General features: G+C 52.0%; 23 protein-coding genes and 1 pseudogene. 2 read left to right on the forward strand and 22 right to left on the reverse strand.

Going from position 1 to position 17156, the window contains the following annotated elements; translation table 11 throughout:
- Positions 1 to 37: 37 nt before the first annotated feature.
- The 17 genes and pseudogenes from VV089_RS11815 to VV089_RS11895 all read right to left on the reverse strand — a co-directional run bounded on the left by VV089_RS11815 (position 38) and on the right by VV089_RS11895 (position 13433).
- Complete coding sequence (locus VV089_RS11815; RefSeq protein WP_442891525.1) at positions 38 to 2449, reverse strand: VirB4-like conjugal transfer ATPase, CD1110 family; 2412 nt, start codon at positions 2447 to 2449, stop codon at positions 38 to 40.
- Positions 2391 to 2786 carry a PrgI family protein gene (locus VV089_RS11820; RefSeq protein WP_334336008.1) on the reverse strand — a complete coding sequence of 132 codons (396 nt, stop codon included), beginning with the start codon at positions 2784 to 2786 and terminating at the stop codon, positions 2391 to 2393. Before VV089_RS11820 ends, VV089_RS11815 begins: the two co-directional genes overlap by 59 nt.
- 45 nt (positions 2787 to 2831) lie before the next feature.
- The gene (locus VV089_RS11825; protein ID WP_334336256.1) at positions 2832 to 3284 is read right to left on the reverse strand and encodes a SpoVG family protein; all 453 of its coding nucleotides are present in this window, start codon (positions 3282 to 3284) and stop codon (positions 2832 to 2834) included.
- Between the two features lie 39 nt (positions 3285 to 3323).
- Positions 3324 to 3521, reverse strand: a pseudogene (locus VV089_RS11830) (septation protein SpoVG family protein); the annotation flags it as partial.
- Positions 3522 to 3566: 45 nt separating this feature from the next.
- Complete coding sequence (locus VV089_RS11835) at positions 3567 to 4433, reverse strand: VirB6/TrbL-like conjugal transfer protein, CD1112 family (protein WP_334336009.1); 867 nt, start codon at positions 4431 to 4433, stop codon at positions 3567 to 3569.
- A 20-nt stretch (positions 4434 to 4453) separates the two neighbouring features.
- Complete coding sequence (locus tag VV089_RS11840; protein WP_084706264.1) at positions 4454 to 4537, reverse strand: Maff2 family mobile element protein; 84 nt, start codon at positions 4535 to 4537, stop codon at positions 4454 to 4456.
- Between the two features lie 91 nt (positions 4538 to 4628).
- A complete protein-coding gene (locus tag VV089_RS11845) occupies positions 4629 to 6293 on the reverse strand; it encodes a recombinase family protein (protein WP_103242569.1) in 1665 nt (554 codons plus the stop codon).
- Between the two features lie 6 nt (positions 6294 to 6299).
- On the reverse strand, positions 6300 to 6497 hold the full coding sequence (locus tag VV089_RS11850) for a hypothetical protein (protein ID WP_103242568.1): 198 nt from the start codon (positions 6495 to 6497) through the stop codon (positions 6300 to 6302).
- A 253-nt stretch (positions 6498 to 6750) separates the two neighbouring features.
- The gene (locus tag VV089_RS11855; RefSeq protein WP_172474441.1) at positions 6751 to 8118 is read right to left on the reverse strand and encodes a virulence-associated E family protein; all 1368 of its coding nucleotides are present in this window, start codon (positions 8116 to 8118) and stop codon (positions 6751 to 6753) included.
- Positions 8084 to 8731 (reverse strand): CHC2 zinc finger domain-containing protein, encoded by a 648-nt coding sequence (locus VV089_RS11860; RefSeq protein WP_103242566.1) that lies wholly within the window; start codon positions 8729 to 8731, stop codon positions 8084 to 8086. The genes VV089_RS11855 and VV089_RS11860 overlap by 35 nt, the downstream gene beginning before the upstream one ends.
- 124 nt (positions 8732 to 8855) lie before the next feature.
- Positions 8856 to 10445, reverse strand: coding sequence for a MobQ family relaxase (mobQ, locus tag VV089_RS11865; RefSeq protein ID WP_103242565.1), 1590 nt, complete (start codon positions 10443 to 10445; stop codon positions 8856 to 8858).
- A 76-nt stretch (positions 10446 to 10521) separates the two neighbouring features.
- Positions 10522 to 10980: a hypothetical protein gene (locus tag VV089_RS11870; protein ID WP_103242564.1), complete on the reverse strand. Its 459-nt coding sequence runs from the start codon at positions 10978 to 10980 to the stop codon at positions 10522 to 10524.
- Between the two features lie 18 nt (positions 10981 to 10998).
- Positions 10999 to 11538 carry a hypothetical protein gene (locus VV089_RS11875; protein WP_103242563.1) on the reverse strand — a complete coding sequence of 180 codons (540 nt, stop codon included), beginning with the start codon at positions 11536 to 11538 and terminating at the stop codon, positions 10999 to 11001.
- Positions 11539 to 12115: 577 nt separating this feature from the next.
- A complete protein-coding gene (locus tag VV089_RS11880) occupies positions 12116 to 12631 on the reverse strand; it encodes a DUF5720 family protein (RefSeq protein ID WP_103242562.1) in 516 nt (171 codons plus the stop codon).
- Positions 12628 to 12921, reverse strand: coding sequence for a DUF3847 domain-containing protein (locus tag VV089_RS11885; RefSeq protein ID WP_103242561.1), 294 nt, complete (start codon positions 12919 to 12921; stop codon positions 12628 to 12630). Before VV089_RS11885 ends, VV089_RS11880 begins: the two co-directional genes overlap by 4 nt.
- Positions 12914 to 13252 (reverse strand): MarR family transcriptional regulator, encoded by a 339-nt coding sequence (locus VV089_RS11890; RefSeq protein WP_103242560.1) that lies wholly within the window; start codon positions 13250 to 13252, stop codon positions 12914 to 12916. The genes VV089_RS11885 and VV089_RS11890 overlap by 8 nt, the downstream gene beginning before the upstream one ends.
- Positions 13242 to 13433, reverse strand: coding sequence for a hypothetical protein (locus tag VV089_RS11895; protein WP_103242559.1), 192 nt, complete (start codon positions 13431 to 13433; stop codon positions 13242 to 13244). The genes VV089_RS11890 and VV089_RS11895 overlap by 11 nt, the downstream gene beginning before the upstream one ends.
- 652 nt (positions 13434 to 14085) lie before the next feature.
- Here VV089_RS11895 and VV089_RS11900 point away from each other — a divergent pair.
- Positions 14086 to 14895: a helix-turn-helix domain-containing protein gene (locus VV089_RS11900; protein ID WP_103242557.1), complete on the forward strand. Its 810-nt coding sequence runs from the start codon at positions 14086 to 14088 to the stop codon at positions 14893 to 14895.
- Between the two features lie 91 nt (positions 14896 to 14986).
- On the opposite strand, the gene VV089_RS11905 is transcribed toward VV089_RS11900, so the two are convergent.
- The 3 genes from VV089_RS11905 to VV089_RS11915 form a co-directional block, all read right to left on the reverse strand.
- The gene (locus VV089_RS11905; protein WP_103242556.1) at positions 14987 to 15388 is read right to left on the reverse strand and encodes a hypothetical protein; all 402 of its coding nucleotides are present in this window, start codon (positions 15386 to 15388) and stop codon (positions 14987 to 14989) included.
- A 101-nt stretch (positions 15389 to 15489) separates the two neighbouring features.
- Positions 15490 to 15678 carry a SymE family type I addiction module toxin gene (locus VV089_RS11910; RefSeq protein WP_016292393.1) on the reverse strand — a complete coding sequence of 63 codons (189 nt, stop codon included), beginning with the start codon at positions 15676 to 15678 and terminating at the stop codon, positions 15490 to 15492.
- The gene (locus VV089_RS11915) at positions 15660 to 15848 is read right to left on the reverse strand and encodes a hypothetical protein (RefSeq protein WP_103242554.1); all 189 of its coding nucleotides are present in this window, start codon (positions 15846 to 15848) and stop codon (positions 15660 to 15662) included. The genes VV089_RS11910 and VV089_RS11915 overlap by 19 nt, the downstream gene beginning before the upstream one ends.
- A gap of 138 nt (positions 15849 to 15986) precedes the next feature.
- On the opposite strand from VV089_RS11915, the gene VV089_RS11920 reads away from it, so the two are divergent.
- On the forward strand, positions 15987 to 16313 hold the full coding sequence (locus VV089_RS11920; protein ID WP_103242553.1) for a helix-turn-helix domain-containing protein: 327 nt from the start codon (positions 15987 to 15989) through the stop codon (positions 16311 to 16313).
- Positions 16314 to 16353: 40 nt separating this feature from the next.
- On the opposite strand, the gene VV089_RS11925 is transcribed toward VV089_RS11920, so the two are convergent.
- Together VV089_RS11925 and VV089_RS11930 are read right to left on the reverse strand one after the other, a co-directional pair.
- Positions 16354 to 16731 carry a TnpV protein gene (locus VV089_RS11925; RefSeq protein WP_103242552.1) on the reverse strand — a complete coding sequence of 126 codons (378 nt, stop codon included), beginning with the start codon at positions 16729 to 16731 and terminating at the stop codon, positions 16354 to 16356.
- Positions 16691 to 16963 (reverse strand): helix-turn-helix domain-containing protein, encoded by a 273-nt coding sequence (locus tag VV089_RS11930; protein WP_004060877.1) that lies wholly within the window; start codon positions 16961 to 16963, stop codon positions 16691 to 16693. The genes VV089_RS11925 and VV089_RS11930 overlap by 41 nt, the downstream gene beginning before the upstream one ends.
- Between the last annotated feature and the right edge of the window lie 193 nt (positions 16964 to 17156).

Here is a 17156-nt window from a genome sequence, read left to right on the forward strand (position 1 = left end):
AGAGCTCCGGGCCAACTTGGCCCGAAGCCCGGCTGTGCTATTCCTTTGCCGCCTCCGCCTTCCTGTCCTCGAACCGGGTTGTCATAATGGAATACAGCCTGGTATTCTTGGGGAAACGGTCAACGAAGGGAATCGTCACGTTCCCGAAGAACAGCAGGCCCTCCCCGGAATTGGAGTGGGTCACATAGGAAAGCTGGTGGGGGCTTATCCCTAACTGCTTCGCCAGAATCTGCCGGTCCCCCTGCGCCTGGGAGAGAAGCACCATGAAATCGCTGTTCTCGAAGATGTTCTCAATCTGCCGGGAGGCAAGGAGGTCCTTCACGTTCTGGGTCAGGGCGCTGGGGACGCAGCCCTTTTTGCGGAGCATCTTCCAGATGGTCACGAAATAGCTGGAAGTCAGCTCGTCCTGCAACAGCACATGGAACTCGTCATAGTAGCACCAGGTGGCAATGCCCCGGGCGAAGTTGTGGGACACCTGGCTGTTCATCAGGTCGTTGATGATGTGCATGGCTATTGTACGGAGCCCCGCCCCCAGCCGTTTCAGGTCGAAGCACACCACCCGGGCGTCCTGGTAGCCCACGTTGGTCCGGTGGTTGAAGATGTTCAGGGAGCCGGACACATAGATTTCAAGGGCCGTTGCCAGCCGTTTGGCCTCGGCCTCCGTCTGCTTGCAGAGAAGGCCGTAGAAGTCCTGCAAGGTGGGGAGGGGCGTATGCTCCGGGTCGTTGAGGAAATCCCGGTACACCATCCGGGCGCACCGGTCAATGATGGTACGCTCCACGGGCTGCAACCCGTCCTTGCCTCCCACAATGAGCTCCATGAGGGAAAGGATGAAATCGCATTTCAGGCTGATGGGCGAGACCTCGTCGTCCACGCTCACATCCAAATCCATCGGGTTGATATGGTGGGGGCTGTTTGGCGCGATCTCCACCACAAGCCCGTCCTCCCCGAACTGGCGCACCAGAGGGGAATATTCCCCCATCGGGTCCAGTATGATAATGCGGTCGCTGGTGGCGAGGAACACGTTCACAAGCTCCCGTTTCCCGGCGAAGCTCTTGCCGCTCCCCGGCACCCCCAGGTACAGCCCGTTGGGGTTCTTCAGCTTCTTGCGGTCCGCCATGATGACGTTGTGGGAAAGGGCGTTGAGGCCGTAATAGACCGCCTCCCCGTCCATGCGGAGCTCCTGGGTCATGAAGGGCACAAAGATAGCGGTGGAGCTGGTGGTCATGCCCCGCTGGATCTCAATGCCGTTATAGCCTAATGGGAGGCTGGACATGAGGCCCTGCTCCTGCTGAAAGTCCAGCCGTTTCAGCACGCAGTTGTATTTCTGCATGATGCCCGATACCGTGAACAGGTCGTTGTCCAACTCCCGGCGCGTGGCGGCCGTGTTCACCACAAGGAAGGTCAGAAGGAACATCCTTTCATTGCGGCTCTGCAAATCGGTCAGCAGGTTCTTGGCGTCCTGGCTGAACGTCACAAGGTCCGGGGGCAGGATGTCCATGTCGTAGCCGGAGCGGACCGCCTTCTTCTGTTCCTCCACCTTCATCTTGTCAATGTCTGAAACCTTCCCTTTAATGGTCTTGATGGCCTTCGCCTGGTCTACCGTCTGTATGTGCATGGTGATGGTCATTTCCGCATCCACCTCCAGCAGCTCCGCAAGGAGCTTGTCGGAAAGCTCCGAGGCCATGATCTGCATATAGGAGGCGGCGCCCCATGTGGCCCCCATGCGGAAGAGGCGGCCCATCCGGAAGTCGAAGCTTTCCGGGGCGATAAAGTCCTTCGTGGAAAGCCCGGTGGCCGGAATCTGGCCCCATGTGAAGGAAAAGGGCTCCGTGCCGCCGGGGCGGAGCTGGCCGTGGAGGATCTCCAGCCGTTCCAGCCCAGTGAGAGGCCTTGACTGGACCCCCAGCTTTTTAAGGTTGCCGGAAATGTCGGCCTCCACCCGTTCCAGCCGGGGCTTTGCCGCCGCCGGGCTGTCAGCGGTGACGCCGAAGGTGATGAGCTTCGTCCGCACAATGCCGTTGTTGCTCTTTGCAATCTGGCCTTCCAGCATATCCACGTATTCGTCCCGCATTTCACTGTAGCTGTCCGCTTTCCGGGGGATGTTTATCCGGTACCTGCCCTCCGGGCGGCTCCGGTGGTTGATGAAGGAGAGCTGGAAGGGGAGGGAGCTGTCAAAGGAATTGAGGAAGGCGCAGTAGCCGTCAAAAATGGCGCTCTGGTCGTCTGCCTGCGCCAGCTGGTAGTTGATGTCCTCATATTCCATGCTCTTTGTGTAGAGCCTTCCGTCCACCCGGCAGATACCGTCCTTGTACATCTCCCGGTAGGGAAGGGTCTGCTGGGCGGTCTGGGGCCCGGACGTTTTCCCCGCCCGGGGCTTTTTCGTGGGCCTACCGGCGGGCCGCTTTCTTTTTGCGTCCGGCCTTGCTGCCCGTTTTTGTGTCTGCAATCGGCGTTTCCTCCTTTCGGTTCAAAAAAGCGTAGAAATTTTCAGTTCTGTAGGGCCGCACCCGTGGCGTTAAGAACCTTGTACGGATGATGTTTCGGAGCACCTTCTCAAAGGGAAGGCCGTCCTTCTCATACATGGCGAACATAAAGCACGGGAGCATGAGCCCGATCATCAAAAACAGCGCGATACTGTTCCCGATATGGGAGCGGGTGAGAAGATAAAAGGGTACGCCTATCCCGCCCGCTATGGAAAAACAGATAAGCTGGCGCTTCGTCAGGTTGAAGGCCAGCTTGGTCTTGATACGGTTCAAATCGTTTGGCACCGGCACATAGGCCATAAAGCCCTCCTTTCCGCTTCGGGCCAGGTTGGCCCGAAGCCCGTCCTACCGCTCCGCGCCCTTTGCAGGCTTCTCCTTCTTCGGGGAGCGTGCGGCGTTCTCCCTGGCCGCTTCCTTTGCCCCGGCCTCCAGCTGGCTTCTGATAGAGGGCTGTTCCTGAGCGGCGGCTACCGCCCGGAGCCGTCCCAGCTCCGCCGAGTAGGCCTTCAGGACGGCCCCTTGCAGCTGTTTCCGGAAATCCCCGGTGACGGGCTTTGCCGTGTCCCGGTAGCCGGTGCGGCTGGTCTTGTCGGGCTTGCTGGGCATCCCCACATAGAGCCCCTTGTCCGTCTGCAATATCTTGAAGTCCTCCACCACGAAGCAGTCGTTGAACTTCACGCTGGCGAAACCTAAGAGGTTCCCCATAGGCTGGATGGCCCGGACGCTCACGTCCAGCTTTAAGGGCGGCGCTTCCTTTGTTTCCTCCTGCGCCGGGATTGCTGTTTCCTGTCCGTTCATGTCTGTTTCCTCCTTTCCGGGCCGGGGAATGACGGCCCCGCCCTGATAGTCGTAGCCCGCCGCGTGGATGGCGGCGAGGGTCTCTTCTGATACCTTCTGGAAAAGAAGAAGATCCGTGTCGGCCGCGAAGGCCAGCATGTCCCGCTCGTTAAATTCCTCCGGGAGCTTCCCGTGGAAGGCGGGGCGCGTGTCCCCGTTCCCGTCTGTCCTGTAGCGGCGAGGTGCCCGTCCCTGCATGGTATCCCTCCTTTCCGGCTTCGGGCCAGGTTGGCCCGAGGCCCCTTAGTGCGCTCCCCATATGGATTTCGAGAGGCTCCCGGTCTTGAAGAGGACGAAGCACAGCAGCACCGTGTACCCCACGCAGGTCCAGATGGCCCCCATCAGGTCGCCGCCCGTGGCGATACCCTGCACCAGCACGGCGTAGATCGCCATGCAGACCATGATAAGCATCCCCTGGAACCCCACGGCGAAAAGGGACTTGAAATAGTTGTGCCCCATGTGCCCGGCCTCCCGGTTGGCGATAGTGGCGAATGGGATGGGGGCAAGGCTGGTCATTAAATAAATCTCTATCATGCGCCCGTAGACAATGACGAACACCACGATATTCAGGGTCGTCATGGTGAACTGCACGAAGAAGGATTGCAGGAATATCCCCAGCAGGGTGCCAAGCTCCATTGCCTCAAGCTGGGCCTGCATGTCCTCCAGCGCCTCCGGCGTGACGGCGGTGGAGCCCTGTATCAGCCCCGCCGACTGCTGCACTACATGCTGGGAGACGTCGAATACCGCCATGACGATGTTGAAGGTGTTGGAGAGAACCAGCACGGCGGCGAAGGTCTTGAAAATCCATTTGAAGAAAATCCAGGTGTCGAAGTTGTGGAGGTTGTTGTGGTCCACCAGCATCTGGATGAGCTCATAGGTCATCACGAATGTCAGCACCAGCCCCGCTATGGGGAGGATGACGGTCTCGGAGAGCTGGCGTATCATGGAGAACACCCCGGCGTTCCATGCCGCCGGGGTCATCCCTACCTGTGCCGCGATCTCTCCGACCTGCTCGTTCACCCCCGTGAAGAGCCCGCCGAGGTTCTCCATGATGCCCCCGACCAGAAGGGCTTTGAGCCATTCCGTGATGGCGTCGAAGATACTTTGCATAGGTCACTCCTTTGGGAAACTTAAAACAGGTCAGCCAGCAGCGGGATCAGGTTCATGCCAAGGAGGACGATGCCCCCGCCGGCCATGAGCTGTGTTATCCCCAATTAGTAGGAACAATACAGCTTTCTGGCGGGCGGCGGCACGTCAAGAAATATATATGGAGTTTTTAAAGAACCTCCCCGGAGCGGGGAGCGGTCAGCCTGTGACCTGCTCCACTTCCGGTATGGGTTTGAGATTAAAATGAATTTCGATGGAAATGTGTCTTGTCTTGTCGCTGTCTATGGTTTCATGGACAACGATTTCTTTCATCAGGCGGTTCAGGATGGAAGCGTCCAGCACGGTGATGTCCCGGTATTCCTGTATGGATTCCACCCACTGCCTTGCGTCCACGGCAAGCCGGATTTCATCGGCAAGGCGTTTCCGGCCTTCCTCAACCTTGGCTTTTAATTCCGCCTGTTCCTTCTGTGTCTTTTCCAGCAGGAGATTGAAGTTTGCTTCTGTGATTCGTCCGGCTACCATGTCCTCATAGAGCCGAAGCACCATTTTTTCCAGCATTTCAATCCGTTCTTCGTCTTTGGCAAGGGTGCGCTCCATCGCTTCCCGCTGGTCTTTCTGCCTGGCATGGCAGGTATCGGTCAGCCGTCCGGCTACTGCTTCACTGTCTGTCAGGGCAGCGGCGGCGCACTCCCGGATTTTGTTCAGCACAAGAGAATAGAGCGTGTCAAATTCAACCCGGTGCTGTGTGCAGTGCTGCTTCCCATAGGCATTATAGGTCTTGCAGGAGAAAATACGCTTCGGGAACTTCTCATGCGTGGTGCGGATGGTGAGAGCCTTTCCGCACTCCCCGCATTTTATCAGCCCTGCAAAGAGGTTGATTTCCCCGGATTTGCCCGGTCGCTGGCGGGATTTCAGTTTTTCCTGCACAATCGCAAAGTCCTTTTTGTCCACCAGCGGCTCATGCGTCCCCTCCACCACAATCCAGTCCTCCGGCTTCTTATCCCGGATAGTGCCGATTTTAAAGCGGTACTCGGTCTTTTGGGAAGCGATTGCGCCGGTGTAGACGGGGTTCATCAGGATTTCCTTAATCACGGAGAAGTCCCAGACGTACCGCCCGTTTTCCGGGTCTTTCTTTTCCCATTTGGTGCGGATGTTCCGGTGTCCCCGCTTCCGGTTCCACCATGTGGGGCAGGGGATTTTTTGCTGCTCCAGCCTGCGCCGGATGTAGTTGGGGCCTCTCCCTTCCAATGCCCACCCAAAAATCTGCCGGACAGCGGGGGCGGTTTCCCCGTCAATGAGAAGGTGATTCTTGTCCTCCGGGTCTTTCTTGTAGCCAAATGGGGCGATACAGCCGGTGAACTGCCCTTTCTGCGCCTTTAGCACATAGGAAGAATGGACTTTCTTGGAAATATCCTTGCTGTACATCTCGTTCAGGATATTTTTAAAGGGCGCAATGTCGTTGTTGTCCCGCATGGTGTCGATGCCGTCATTCATGGCGATATAGCGCACGCCGTTCCTTGGGAAGAAATCCTCGATAAGCTGCCCGGTCTGCAAGTAGTTCCGTCCTAACCTCGATAAATCCTTTGTAATGACAAGGTTTACCTGTTTCCGCTCAATGGCTTTCAACATCCGTTTCAGGTCGGGGCGTTCCATGTTCAAGCCGGTAAAGCCATCGTCCTGATAGACTGCCGTAACCTCCCATCCCTGCTTCTGGCAGAACTTTTCCAGCATATCCCGCTGGTTCTCGATGCTGGCACTCGTCCCGTCAAGGTCGTCGTCCTTGGACAGCCTGCAATAGATAGCCGCCCGGAAGCTCCCGGCAAGAAGTGTGTCCATCCCTGCATATTCAAAAGTGTTCATCATAACCGTTTACCCGCACAATCCAGACGGAACACGGTCACATTGAACCTCGTCTTTATTATATCTCATTTCTTGTGTTTTAGCAAGATATTCTTTATCTATTTTTCTGCTGTGCTTCTGTGCGATAAGGCTCACGAAAACGTCCGTAGCGTCCAGCTCGCCGTCAAATACTGTGGTGACATGAATCTCTGTTTTATTTTTCGCCATAGGCAGTTGTCCTCCATACATGAAAACAGCCAGACAGGGAAGGTCGGCAACGAAGTCCGGCAACGGGCTTCAAAAAACCTTGGAACGAATCCTTGTCTGGCAGTTGGGTTATTTTATACTTTTTCTTTTATTTTTCTGTTGCTTTGGTTGTTAAAGGGGAGAAAAGCCGATAGTTACGGGATTTTCCCCGGCAACCGGCCCGGCAACGGGATAGCAACGAAGTGTGCAACGGGCTGTCTTTTGCCGGATTTTTTCAGAATGGAAGTTCCATCTGCTCCGGCACCGGCATAAATCCCTCCGGGGTTTTTCCCGCCCCGTTGCCGGTGTCCGTTGTCAAGGCGCAAGCGTCAGCTTTTGCCTTTTGCTCCCGTTCCCATCCTTTTTGTCTGCCGTATCCGGCAAACATCCGGGGATTGGAGAAATACTTCCAGCCGGTGACGCACTGGTTCATTATCTCGTTGATTTCCCGGATTTCCCATTGTTTCGGCTCGTCAAAATCATGGTTCAGGGCTTCTTTGTATAGCTGTTTGGAGCAGACCGTATCGCCGGGGTAGCTGTCAAGGAAAGCCTGTATCATCCCGGCTTTGGTGTCCTCCGGCATAAAGTCCCGCTGATGTTCCTTTAGATAGCGCACCATTTCCGGGCTGAATGTCAGCTTCCATCTGCCGCTTTTGTAAATCTCCATCGCTTCCGCCCACACTTGGTTTAAATAGGCTCTGGAAGCGGCTTCGTCCTCTAAAATGTGTGTTTCCGCCTGCTCCGGGCATACCTGTATGGGAATAAAACGGCGGTTGCCGGAGCGGTCAAGGGGCAGGAAGTCAAGGGCATTGGACGTGCCGCCAAACACGCACTGCCTTGGGCGGTCTGCCGGGTGGGTTTCGTAGGGTATCTTGTAGACTTCCTTCTGGCGGCTCAAAAATGACTTGATTTCCTCTATGCTCTTTGCGTTTGCGGTGGCAATCATCTCCGACATTTCGATTATCCAGTGACCTTGCAGCTTCCGGTATACGTTGTCATCGTCCAGTTTCCGCAAATCGTCCGAAAACCACTCGTCTTTGACTGCCAGCAGACGGAAGAAGGTGGACTTCCCGGCTCCCTGACCGCCTACCAGACAGAGCATGACTTCAAACTTGCAGCCAGGGGAAAATGCCCGGTGGATGGCTCCCAACAAAAACAGGCGCAGGGATTGGTATGTGTAATCGTCCTCACCGGCTCCCAGAAAGTGACGCAGGCAGGAGCGTATCCGCCCGGTTCCGTCCCATGTCAGGCCGTTTAAATAATCCCGGACAGGGTGGTAGCTGTTCTCATTGGCGGCAAGGTCGGCGGCGTCCTGTATCTTTTTCTCGCTTGTCAGGCCATAGGTCTTTTCTAGATACAGCCGGATATATTTCATGTCCGTGTCGGTCATGGGGCTTCCGGTGGCTCTTTTGTAGCCGATTGGCCTTAAAATATCGGTGCGGTCGGTCAGCAGGTTGTAGGCAACCGCCCCAGAAAGGAGCGGGTCGCACTGGAACACGGTCAGGCAGTTGCTCATGCTGTTGCGGAAGCCGCCTTTCTCGGTGGTTTCCAGCATGGCCTTTACTTCCTCAATGCTCCGGGGCGGCTCTGCGCTGTCTGCCATGTTCGCTATTTCCTGCCGTATCTGGGGCGGTAAGTTCTGCCATCCGTCTTTCAAGGTTCCTCACTTCCTTTCCGTGTCCTGTGATAAGGGCTGCCCGCTCTGGAAGTTCCCCCGATAGAAGTACGTCCATCAGATATTCCAGACGGCTCATGTTTTGCAGGGCTTCTATAAACCGGGGATTCCATGCTTCATCCGGCTGTTTGGGGGCGTATTCTTCCTTCCAGCGGCGCAGAAGATGGTAATAGTCGGACAGCACCCGGAAGCAGTGCCGCTCCATGCGCTTAAATTTCTGTTCCTCCGTTTCCCTCCGCAGGCGTGGCCTTATGGGCTGCTTCCCGGCGTTCCTCCCGTCCTCATAGGGGATGGAGAAGTCCTGTGCCAGCATGAGTGCGGCTTCTTTACTGCCGATACCGTGGAGCCGGGAAACAAAGTCAATCACGTCCCCGGTGGCTCCGCAGCCGAAACAGTAAAAGCGGCGGTCAACCTTCATGCTTGGGTTCTTATCGTTATGGAATGGACAGACGCACATCCCATTCCGGTTTACTTTGATTCCGTAACGCTCCGCAGCCTGCCTTGTGGTGACGGACTGTTTCACGGCTTCAAATACGTTCAATAGGCGTTCCCTCCTGATAATCCCAACGTGAGCGACACAATGTCGTTCACGTTGTCTGTAAATCCGTCTTGTTCAAATGAACAAGCACTTGCCAGCGATTTACAATCACAAAACAAGTGCCTGTTTAAAGTTCCATATTCTGTTGTTTCTGTGTCCGGGGCGGCTGGCGTTTCTCTGCCTGCTCCTGCCGGATGCGTTCCTGCCGCCCTTTCAGGTTCCCCTGTACGGACGGTTTCTTCCCCGGCTCGGCGGTCTGTCGGTACTGCTCGGATGGCAATACCTGATTGAGCCAGCGGCGCACATCCCGCAGCACTTTTACATCTGCCTGAACCGCTTCCAGTTCCTCCCCCTGTTCCGGCAGGGCAGAAGCAAGCTGTTCCCGTTCCGCTTCCAAATCTTTGCGAGAGTAGGAATTGCCTTTCAGGTTGGCTTTAAAATACCGGATGGCGGCATGGTAAGCGTCCAGTTCCTCCCGGTGGCTCTCTGCAAACTGCTCTTTTTTCTTCTTCCAGCCGATAGCGGCGTACTCCTTATGGACTGGCTTGTTTGCTTCGTATTTGTCAATATAGGACAACATGGTGTCGATGGCTTTGATACGCTTCTCGCTTTTTTTCACGCTCTCCATGACAGAAACGGCGGTCTGGCTGATTTCGTCCAGCCGGGTGTCAAGGCTCTCTATGGTGGAGATTCCTTTTTCCCGCAGAAACTCCATTGCCGCCTGTACCCTGTTGAAGTCGGCAACTGTGCCTTTGAGCTTCCCTCTGGAAGTCCAGTCGGCACGCTGTCCGCTCCGCAGTTCTAAATACTGTGAGAGCAGCTCCGGTATGGTCGGTTCCTTCGTCTGCTCCAATGCTTCCATCAGGGCGGCTTTTTTCTCTTTTAAATCGGCAATCCAGCCTTTTAAGTGGCGCACCATCTGGCGGATGGACTGCATGAGGGAGTTGGCGGCTTTGATGTCCCGGTTCAGGTTGCCAACGTTGGTCTGGATTCCTTTCTTCTCCATCTGGCAGGCGGCTGGCCCCATGTGGACGGTGGGGATTTTATCAATCCCCTGTCGGGCATAGGAGCGCAGGTCAAGCCGTTCCGGGCGGTCGTTGGCTTCCAGATAGCGGTTGGCCGTGTCCGCCCATCCCTGCCGCCAGATTTCGGCATACTTCCGGTCGTTCCAGTCTACGGTGTTCTCCTTGTGGCTTTTCCATCTGCCGGACGGGAGCCGGATTCTTTCGCCGTTCCCGTCAAGGTCATATACCTTGTGGCATTTGGGGAGCCATCTGCCTTTTTCGTCCATCGCCCGCATGGTGAGCAGGATATGGGCGTGGGGGTTGCCGTCCCCTTTGTCATGGATGGCAAAATCGGCTATCATGCCTTTGGAAACAAAAAACTCCCGGCAGTAGTCACGGATAAGGTCGGCGTGCTGTTCCGATGGGATTTCCCTTGGGATGGCAAGCACGAACCTCCGGGCAAGCTGGGAGTTCCATTGCTTTTCCTGTGCTTCGGCAGAGTTCCATAAAGTATTGCGGTCTGCATACTCCGGCGGCACATGGGGCGGGAGCATGATTTCTTTGTGGGTGACTTCGTTCTTGTAGGGATAGTGTTTCTGCTCTTGGTCGTATTCAGAGAACAGTTTCTCGCCGCTCTGGTAGGCGGCGGCAGAAACAGCGGATTCATTGTTGCTCCGCTTAATGATTGTGATTTTACAGTGCGGGCATGGCAAGTGTGCGCCCTCCTTTCTCCCGGATTCCGGGCAGAAAAAAAGCAGGAGACCTTTTTTCAGATTTCCTGCTTATTGCTTAATATTCCTTGTTTTTTAGTCTATCAATACAGCTAATATAATACAACAAATATTCTGTATTATTTTCATAATCATATTGACCAATACCTTGCTGAATCACTATTTCTAATTGAAGTTTAGCACTATTGCTTATAACATACCTTGTTCTTAGCTCAAATAAAATATAAACAAATTTTTCATCTTCTAATTTTTCATTATAAGCCTCATTTTTTGATGTAGATAGTAATTTGTATGCTATAAACTCAAAATCTTCTGAAGATAAATGCAAATTGTTATTAGTAATTGCATTTATAGCATTAAATTTTTGGCTTTCTAAAAAGAAATTTGTAAAACTACTTAATGGTATTTCTATAATATCAACTTTTTCAGACAACCATTTCAATGTTTCCTCAAAAGATTTAAAACCCGGAATAATTTGAGATTTATAATTTCTTATAAATTCATATCTTTGCTTCATAATATATATTTTTCCTGCTTAATTAATGGTAACAGTTCCCGAAAATTCTACTCCTGATAACCATGATAGAGATTTCATATTATACCCCTGTAAGCCTTTTGAAGTTACTTTAACTTTTTCAATATCACTATCTAATTTGAAATCACCTATTTTTACAGACCCAACAGACGCAGCGGTTGTATTTTTGGTAGTGTAATTGGTGCCGTCTCCAAATGTTTTATAAACTTTACTTGATAATAGGTTAGCACTTTTAACCTGTATTTTTTTATATCTAAAAGCATTGTACATTTCGTCACCTTCCCACAATAGGTATAACTCACAATCCTCACTTGTGCCATCTCTAATCACGGAAGCATAAATAACGGTTGCCCCTCTGGTTGATTTCTCTTTTGAAAGAGTATAACAATATTGTTCAAAATCTTCCTTACTGTCAAACTGTAAAACTGGAATTTCAACTTGCGTTTCTGTAGAAACTTTATCATTTGTCATTGCAAAAACTGGCATTGAAGATGTAATAAAAAGAACACAAGTTAATAAAAATGTTAAAAACTTCTTCATGGGTATCCTCCTTAATCATTATTACACATAGATTACAATTACGGCTTATTTTATAAAATCATCAGTATCCCTCCCTTTTCCTCTTTTTGTGCATATTCTACTATATTTTTTTATTTATGTCAATATCATTATAGAATAAGCACAACAAAAAACTAATAAATTTATTCGATTATTCAAAGGCAAAAGGGTAGCTGGCGGCAGCCAGTGCAGGGGAAGCGTAGCGTCCCCTGTTTGATTTGGAGCAGACCATGACTGCGGAAAATCACAGCCCTCCGGCAAGGAGCCTTCGGAGAACGCAATTCACCAACCTCTGGGTGGTGTATAATTGCGCCCTCTTTCAGAGGGGGATTTTCCAGCTTGTCGCTTTGGAAGCCAAAATTGCAAGTGGAGTTTATGGCAGTTGGAAATCAGCCGTACCAATTACGCCATAGGCGGCATAAATCAGAACGCGCCCGGCTCGTTCTGATTTTTCACACATGGAAAGCCGCCAATGTGAGCGCGCCTGACTCGTCCACGTTAAAACTTCCCTTGCAAAATCAAGACGCGCCCGGCGCACTTTGATTCTGGAACGGGCTTTTTACCGTTCCTGCTGTTTCGGCTTCTTGTCGGGATAGAGCTTCCCGGCGACAACGGCAGCATGACTCTTTATCTTGATTTCCCCTTCCTGCTCGCTGCGTTTTGCGTTCCGGTAGCCTTCATCGGAGAGGAAGAAACGGAACCGCTCCCCCTTAAAACCGACAAAGCACTGCTTCTGTACTTCCAGCGTAATCATGTGCCGGGTTTCCGGGTGGAACCGTTCTATCCCTAACAGGTCATGCCCCTGCATGATTGGCTCCTGTGCCTTTGCCGCCGCAAGCCGCTGGCGGATGGAATTGTCACGCTCTGCAAGGAACCGGGCTTTTGTGGCGGCAACAAACTGGCTGCACTCCGGCTCCGGTATCTTTTCCAGCTTTCGGATGGCGTTCTCCACGATTGCCTTTGTCAGTAAGTCCTTTATCACCGGCACGGTTTCTTTCATGCCCGCAAGGGTTTCCGCCTTGGTCGGTGCGGCATATTGATAGATGATGTCCAGTTCACTTTTTGAAAATTTCACTCTGCGTCCTCCTTCCAGTTTTCTGCAAGAACCTGTTCCACAAGACGTTTGGTGTCGCTCCGGCAGAACAGGACTTTTAAGATGGTGCTGACCTGCCCATCCGTCACGGATTCCGGGTGGGGGAGATGGCTTTCCAGCATAGCCCCTCTGGTACATAGCCGGTGTGTCCGTTCCTTCCGGTTCAGCGTCTTTATCTGGTGTTCCAGCATTTTCTCCTTATGCTGCGCCCGCCGCAGTCTGGCTTCGGTCTTTTCAATTTCCTGATTCAGTTTTTCCAGCTTTTCATTCATGGGCGGTGTCCTCCTTCGGGAGCAGGATATACATATGGCTGACCTCCCCGATGCCCTGACGGACACGCATAATCATCCCGGCCTGTTCCAGCTCGTTCAGTGAACGCTTGCAGGTCTGGGGGCTTCGGGAGAGTGCCGCCGCTATCTCCATGACGGGGAAGCGGATGAACAGAATCCTGTTGCTGTCCTCGGTTCCCCTTGTCAGGATTTCATCCAACAGGCGGGCGTACATGACCTTTGCCGTATTGCTGACCGGAAGCCGGAGCATTGCCTTTGGGAGCGGCATACAGGGCGGCAGGGGCGTACTGGCTATCATAAATTCACAATTCATTGGATGGTGTCCTCCTTTTGGCTCGTTTGGATTGGTAGCGGGGGCAGTCGATAATGACAGCCCGGAAACCCTGCTTACATTCATGCTGGCATTTCCGGCAGAGTTCATTGTAGCTTCTGCGCCCCCGGTCGTTCAGGAAGAAAGCAAGCTCTTTCTTCAACTTCTTTGACATTCTCGGCATGGTGCCTCCTTCATAGAAAAACCGCCCGATTCAGCAGTAACAGCCGGAATGGGCGGGCAGTGGTTTTTTGTGTATCGTTTCGGGGCGATTTTCAGGGGAAATACAGCCGTAGAGCCGCCCCAAAATCCCCCTTAGTATTACGGACAGGGCAGACTATGCCCCGTGAAATTGTTGTGTTTCGGTATCGTTTCGGTGTTCATTTTGCCGGTTCCCTCTGCTGTCGTTCCTGCCCCCGTCTTTGGCGGCGTTTCGCTCTCCTTGGTACGCTCGTTCCGGTCAGGGTTCCTCCGTTTCCCTGCCGGAAGTCGTTGCGTTACATCGCCGGGGAGCATATCCCATACAGGCCGGTCATTCGATTGGAATAATCCATCGATGAACTGCCTATATCATATGACATTTTTGTACCATGTGCCGTATGTCCACGAATCAGGAATGAAGCCCAAAATCTGAAAAATTCCACGATTGCGGAAAAGGCTTCCTGCTGGACGGGTGCAAAAATCAGATGTGCATTTTGCACTTCTGAAAATCCGGGCAAATCAAAAGCGCATTTTGCGCCTTTGAAAAGAATCACAAAGGGAAATGCGCCCGGCATGGATATGTGGTACAATGGGGATGGCGGCAAAAGCTGGCCGCTGGAAAGGAGCAGGAAGCCATGAAACAGGGGATAACGGTTCAGGAGCGGTTAAAGGATTTAAGGACGGAGCGGCATTTAAAATTAGAGGAACTGGCGGCGGTTACGGGGATTTCCAAATCAGCCTTGGGAAGCTATGAGAATGACGAACTAAAGGAAATCAGCCACAAAAACCTTGTGGAGCTGGCAAAGTTTTACGGTGTGTCAACGGATTACCTGCTCTGCTTGACAGAGAACCGGAACCATCCGGGCATGGAACTTACGGAGCTGCATTTGAGTGACAGCATGGTGGAGCTGTTGAAAAGCGGGCGTATCAACAACCGGCTGCTGTGTGAGATTGCCACACATGAGGATTTTATTACCCTGATGACGGACACGGAAATTTATGTAGATGGTGTGGCAACCGCCCACTTCCAAAACTTCAACAGCCTTCTGGAAGTCCTGCGGGGGCAAGTCCTTTCCCAATATCAGCCGGTGGAGGAAGATGCTGCGTTAAAGGCGTTGGAAGCTATGCAGGTACAGGAAGAAGATTATTTCTGTCAGGTCACGCACCGGACTTGGGACACTATCCTCCATGCCATAAGGGAAACGCACAAGAATGATACGGATAGTGCGCCGGACGGCTCCAATGGCATGAAGCTAATCAAGGACGCAAAGAAGGCGCTGGCCGTGCCGGGTTCCTATCTGGATGTGTTCACTGCCCTGATGTGTACGCAGCTACAAATCCGGTATGAGAAGCTGTCGGAGCAGGAGCGCACGGTTCTGAAAAATGTTATGAAGAAAACTCCGGCATATAAGGATTCACCGTTGAGCAGAATGAAACGGAGATAAGGAAATGCCGTTGCTTGGGATTTTTCCATGCAACGGCATTTTGGGTGGTTCTTATTCAATTTTTAAGCGCACAAACTGGAAGTTGTGTTTTTTACGCTACTTCCTCCCACTTCAACTTTGGATACAGCTCTCCTGTTTTAGCAAAATGGAGAACACATTCAGCAACCAGATTCAAATCATTGAGCGCATTTCGCTTGAGAACTGGAGTCTGTCCGCTGATATTTACAGGAGCGTCCTCTTTGGATGTACCATATTCGGAATTGACAGGCATATACATATGAGCCTCTTCATCTTCACCATATGTGTTAAAAGCCAGAGCCGCCCAATCATTCTCAATATCTACAGATAGAAAATCCTCTTCGCCATATTCATCCAAAGCTAACCATGCAGACCTACAATGATTTTCCCGAATTTTGCACACCAGTTTGTCTACAGTTTCTTGTGTAATAGGTTCCCCTTCACTATTAAGAAAACGAATAGCAAAATCACTCATATAAATTTACCTCCCTATTCCGATTTGTCGATAGCTTCATTATACCGCAGTCACTTTCCAGAGGGAATAGATTTTCCGAAAAAATCATTGTATCATAAACATTATTCTGTTGAATCTGCTCTTGTTCCGTTTTTTGTGATGATAAGCTGCCCCTGCTGGCATTTCACGGTGATTTTGTCCCCTGCGGAGAATCCAGCCTGTTCCAGCCACTTACCTTGTAAAAGAATCTGCGGCGGAGATTGCTTGTAATTGCCACGTCCATAGCATACAGTCAGTTTGCGGTCGTCCATCCGTCCTCCTTCCCCGCTGCCTGTCGGCATACGATTTCAAATACATTCCCGTCCTCTGTCCTGACAGTGAGCAGGCTGTTCCGCTCATCTGCGTTCAGGTCAACAATCCCCATCCCTTCACTGTCGTTTAGTAAATCAAAAAGCCTGTCCCTAAAATAGTTCAGTTCCATTCTGTTGTTCCCCTTTCATAGTTTATAGTCTACTAGCTAATATTATATAGTCTTTTAGAATCTATTGCAATCCCTAAGTGTGATGTAGTCTAAAAGTGTACAAAATAAATGCTAATAGCTTATGAAATGGGTGGCATTATGGAAGGTAAAGGATTAGGCAAACGTATCAACATGGTGAGGAAAGACCGGGGATTCACGGCGGACAGGCTCTCGGAGCTGTGCAATATCAACGCAACTTACCTCCGGCAGATTGAAGGCGGGATAAAGGTTCCCAGTCTGCCCGTATTTATCAATATCTGCAACGCACTGAAAATCTCCCCTGATTATCTGCTGCGGGATGCGCTGGAAGATAATGAGGTCAGCAAGATACGGGAGCTGGCAGAGCTGTGGGAAAGCACGTCGCCCAGCCAGCAGGAAATCGCCGTTGCCATGATTCGGGCGGTATTGGAGCGCAGGGAAGGTTAGAAAGACCAGCCGGGTAGTCGGCTGGTCTTTCCACATCCAATCAAATATAAATCAACTCACTGTTTATGATTTCCTCTGCCCGGTTGCGGATATTGTTCATCCGGCCTACCCATTCAAGCTGGTTCCGGGCTTTCAGTTCCTCGGTCACTCCTTCGGCGGCTTTCATCTGCTCAATGATTAAGTTAAGCCGTTCTTCCGCCTGCTCGTTCAGGTCGGCAAGGTATATCCATAATGTCCCGGTCAAAATAAGGGAACTGTACCGTGCCGGATGCTCCTGTTTGAGATATTCCCGGTGCAGCCTCCCATAGCGTCCGATGGGGCGGTTCTCCTCCGGCAGCTTCAAGTCCGGGATATAGTAATCACCTGCCAGAATATAATCAATGCCGTTCTCTGTGATTCTTTCTTTCAGTTTTTCCATTATCGTTCCCTCCTGTGGCGGAAGGCTCGTCACTGGCCAGCTCAATCACGTCCATAATGCCACAATCCAGTGTTTCACAAATACGGGCAAGTGTGTCCATGCTGATATGTTTCCCTTCTTTGCCCATGTTGGCAATCATATTTGTGGTCAGGCCAGCGGCAAGCCTTAAATCTTCTTTCCTCATGTTGCGCTCTATCAGTGTGTGCCAGAGCGGTTTGTAGCTGATGTGCATGTTTCTCCCTGCCTTTCTGCCCCGGATGGGCGCTTGCCCCCATTATATCAGGTTTCTTGCTAACTCACAAATATTTCTTGACGGTATCGCCGGTTCCGTCTGGATTGTGCTTTTCCTTTCCTCTTTTGATTACCTCTAATTAGCCATGACCTGCTTCATGCCCTGGCTTTTTGCTCATGTGAGATAAAGAAGT

Source organism: Candidatus Merdisoma sp. JLR.KK011 (assembly GCF_036941125.1).
Taxonomy (GTDB): Bacteria; Bacillota; Clostridia; order Lachnospirales; family Lachnospiraceae; genus Laedolimicola.

What these genes read in the sequence shown, in the direction of transcription:
- VV089_RS11820 (WP_334336008.1), bottom strand. Translation starts at nt 2,786, where the DNA reads ATGGCCTATGTGCCGGTGCCAAACGATTTGAACCGTATCAAGACCAAG.
- VV089_RS11825 (WP_334336256.1), bottom strand. Translation starts at nt 3,284, where the DNA reads ATGAACGGACAGGAAACAGCAATCCCGGCGCAGGAGGAAACAAAGGAA.
- VV089_RS11835 (WP_334336009.1), bottom strand. Translation starts at nt 4,433, where the DNA reads ATGCAAAGTATCTTCGACGCCATCACGGAATGGCTCAAAGCCCTTCTG.
- VV089_RS11845 (WP_103242569.1), bottom strand. Translation starts at nt 6,293, where the DNA reads ATGATGAACACTTTTGAATATGCAGGGATGGACACACTTCTTGCCGGG.
- VV089_RS11850 (WP_103242568.1), bottom strand. Translation starts at nt 6,497, where the DNA reads ATGGCGAAAAATAAAACAGAGATTCATGTCACCACAGTATTTGACGGC.
- VV089_RS11855 (WP_172474441.1), bottom strand. Translation starts at nt 8,118, where the DNA reads ATGGCAGACAGCGCAGAGCCGCCCCGGAGCATTGAGGAAGTAAAGGCC.
- VV089_RS11870 (WP_103242564.1), bottom strand. Translation starts at nt 10,980, where the DNA reads ATGAAGCAAAGATATGAATTTATAAGAAATTATAAATCTCAAATTATT.
- VV089_RS11875 (WP_103242563.1), bottom strand. Translation starts at nt 11,538, where the DNA reads ATGAAGAAGTTTTTAACATTTTTATTAACTTGTGTTCTTTTTATTACA.
- VV089_RS11885 (WP_103242561.1), bottom strand. Translation starts at nt 12,921, where the DNA reads ATGAATGAAAAGCTGGAAAAACTGAATCAGGAAATTGAAAAGACCGAA.
- VV089_RS11890 (WP_103242560.1), bottom strand. Translation starts at nt 13,252, where the DNA reads ATGAATTGTGAATTTATGATAGCCAGTACGCCCCTGCCGCCCTGTATG.
- VV089_RS11895 (WP_103242559.1), bottom strand. Translation starts at nt 13,433, where the DNA reads ATGCCGAGAATGTCAAAGAAGTTGAAGAAAGAGCTTGCTTTCTTCCTG.
- VV089_RS11900 (WP_103242557.1), top strand. Translation starts at nt 14,086, where the DNA reads ATGAAACAGGGGATAACGGTTCAGGAGCGGTTAAAGGATTTAAGGACG.
- VV089_RS11905 (WP_103242556.1), bottom strand. Translation starts at nt 15,388, where the DNA reads ATGAGTGATTTTGCTATTCGTTTTCTTAATAGTGAAGGGGAACCTATT.
- VV089_RS11910 (WP_016292393.1), bottom strand. Translation starts at nt 15,678, where the DNA reads ATGGACGACCGCAAACTGACTGTATGCTATGGACGTGGCAATTACAAG.
- VV089_RS11915 (WP_103242554.1), bottom strand. Translation starts at nt 15,848, where the DNA reads ATGGAACTGAACTATTTTAGGGACAGGCTTTTTGATTTACTAAACGAC.
- VV089_RS11920 (WP_103242553.1), top strand. Translation starts at nt 15,987, where the DNA reads ATGGAAGGTAAAGGATTAGGCAAACGTATCAACATGGTGAGGAAAGAC.
- VV089_RS11925 (WP_103242552.1), bottom strand. Translation starts at nt 16,731, where the DNA reads ATGGAAAAACTGAAAGAAAGAATCACAGAGAACGGCATTGATTATATT.
- VV089_RS11930 (WP_004060877.1), bottom strand. Translation starts at nt 16,963, where the DNA reads ATGCACATCAGCTACAAACCGCTCTGGCACACACTGATAGAGCGCAAC.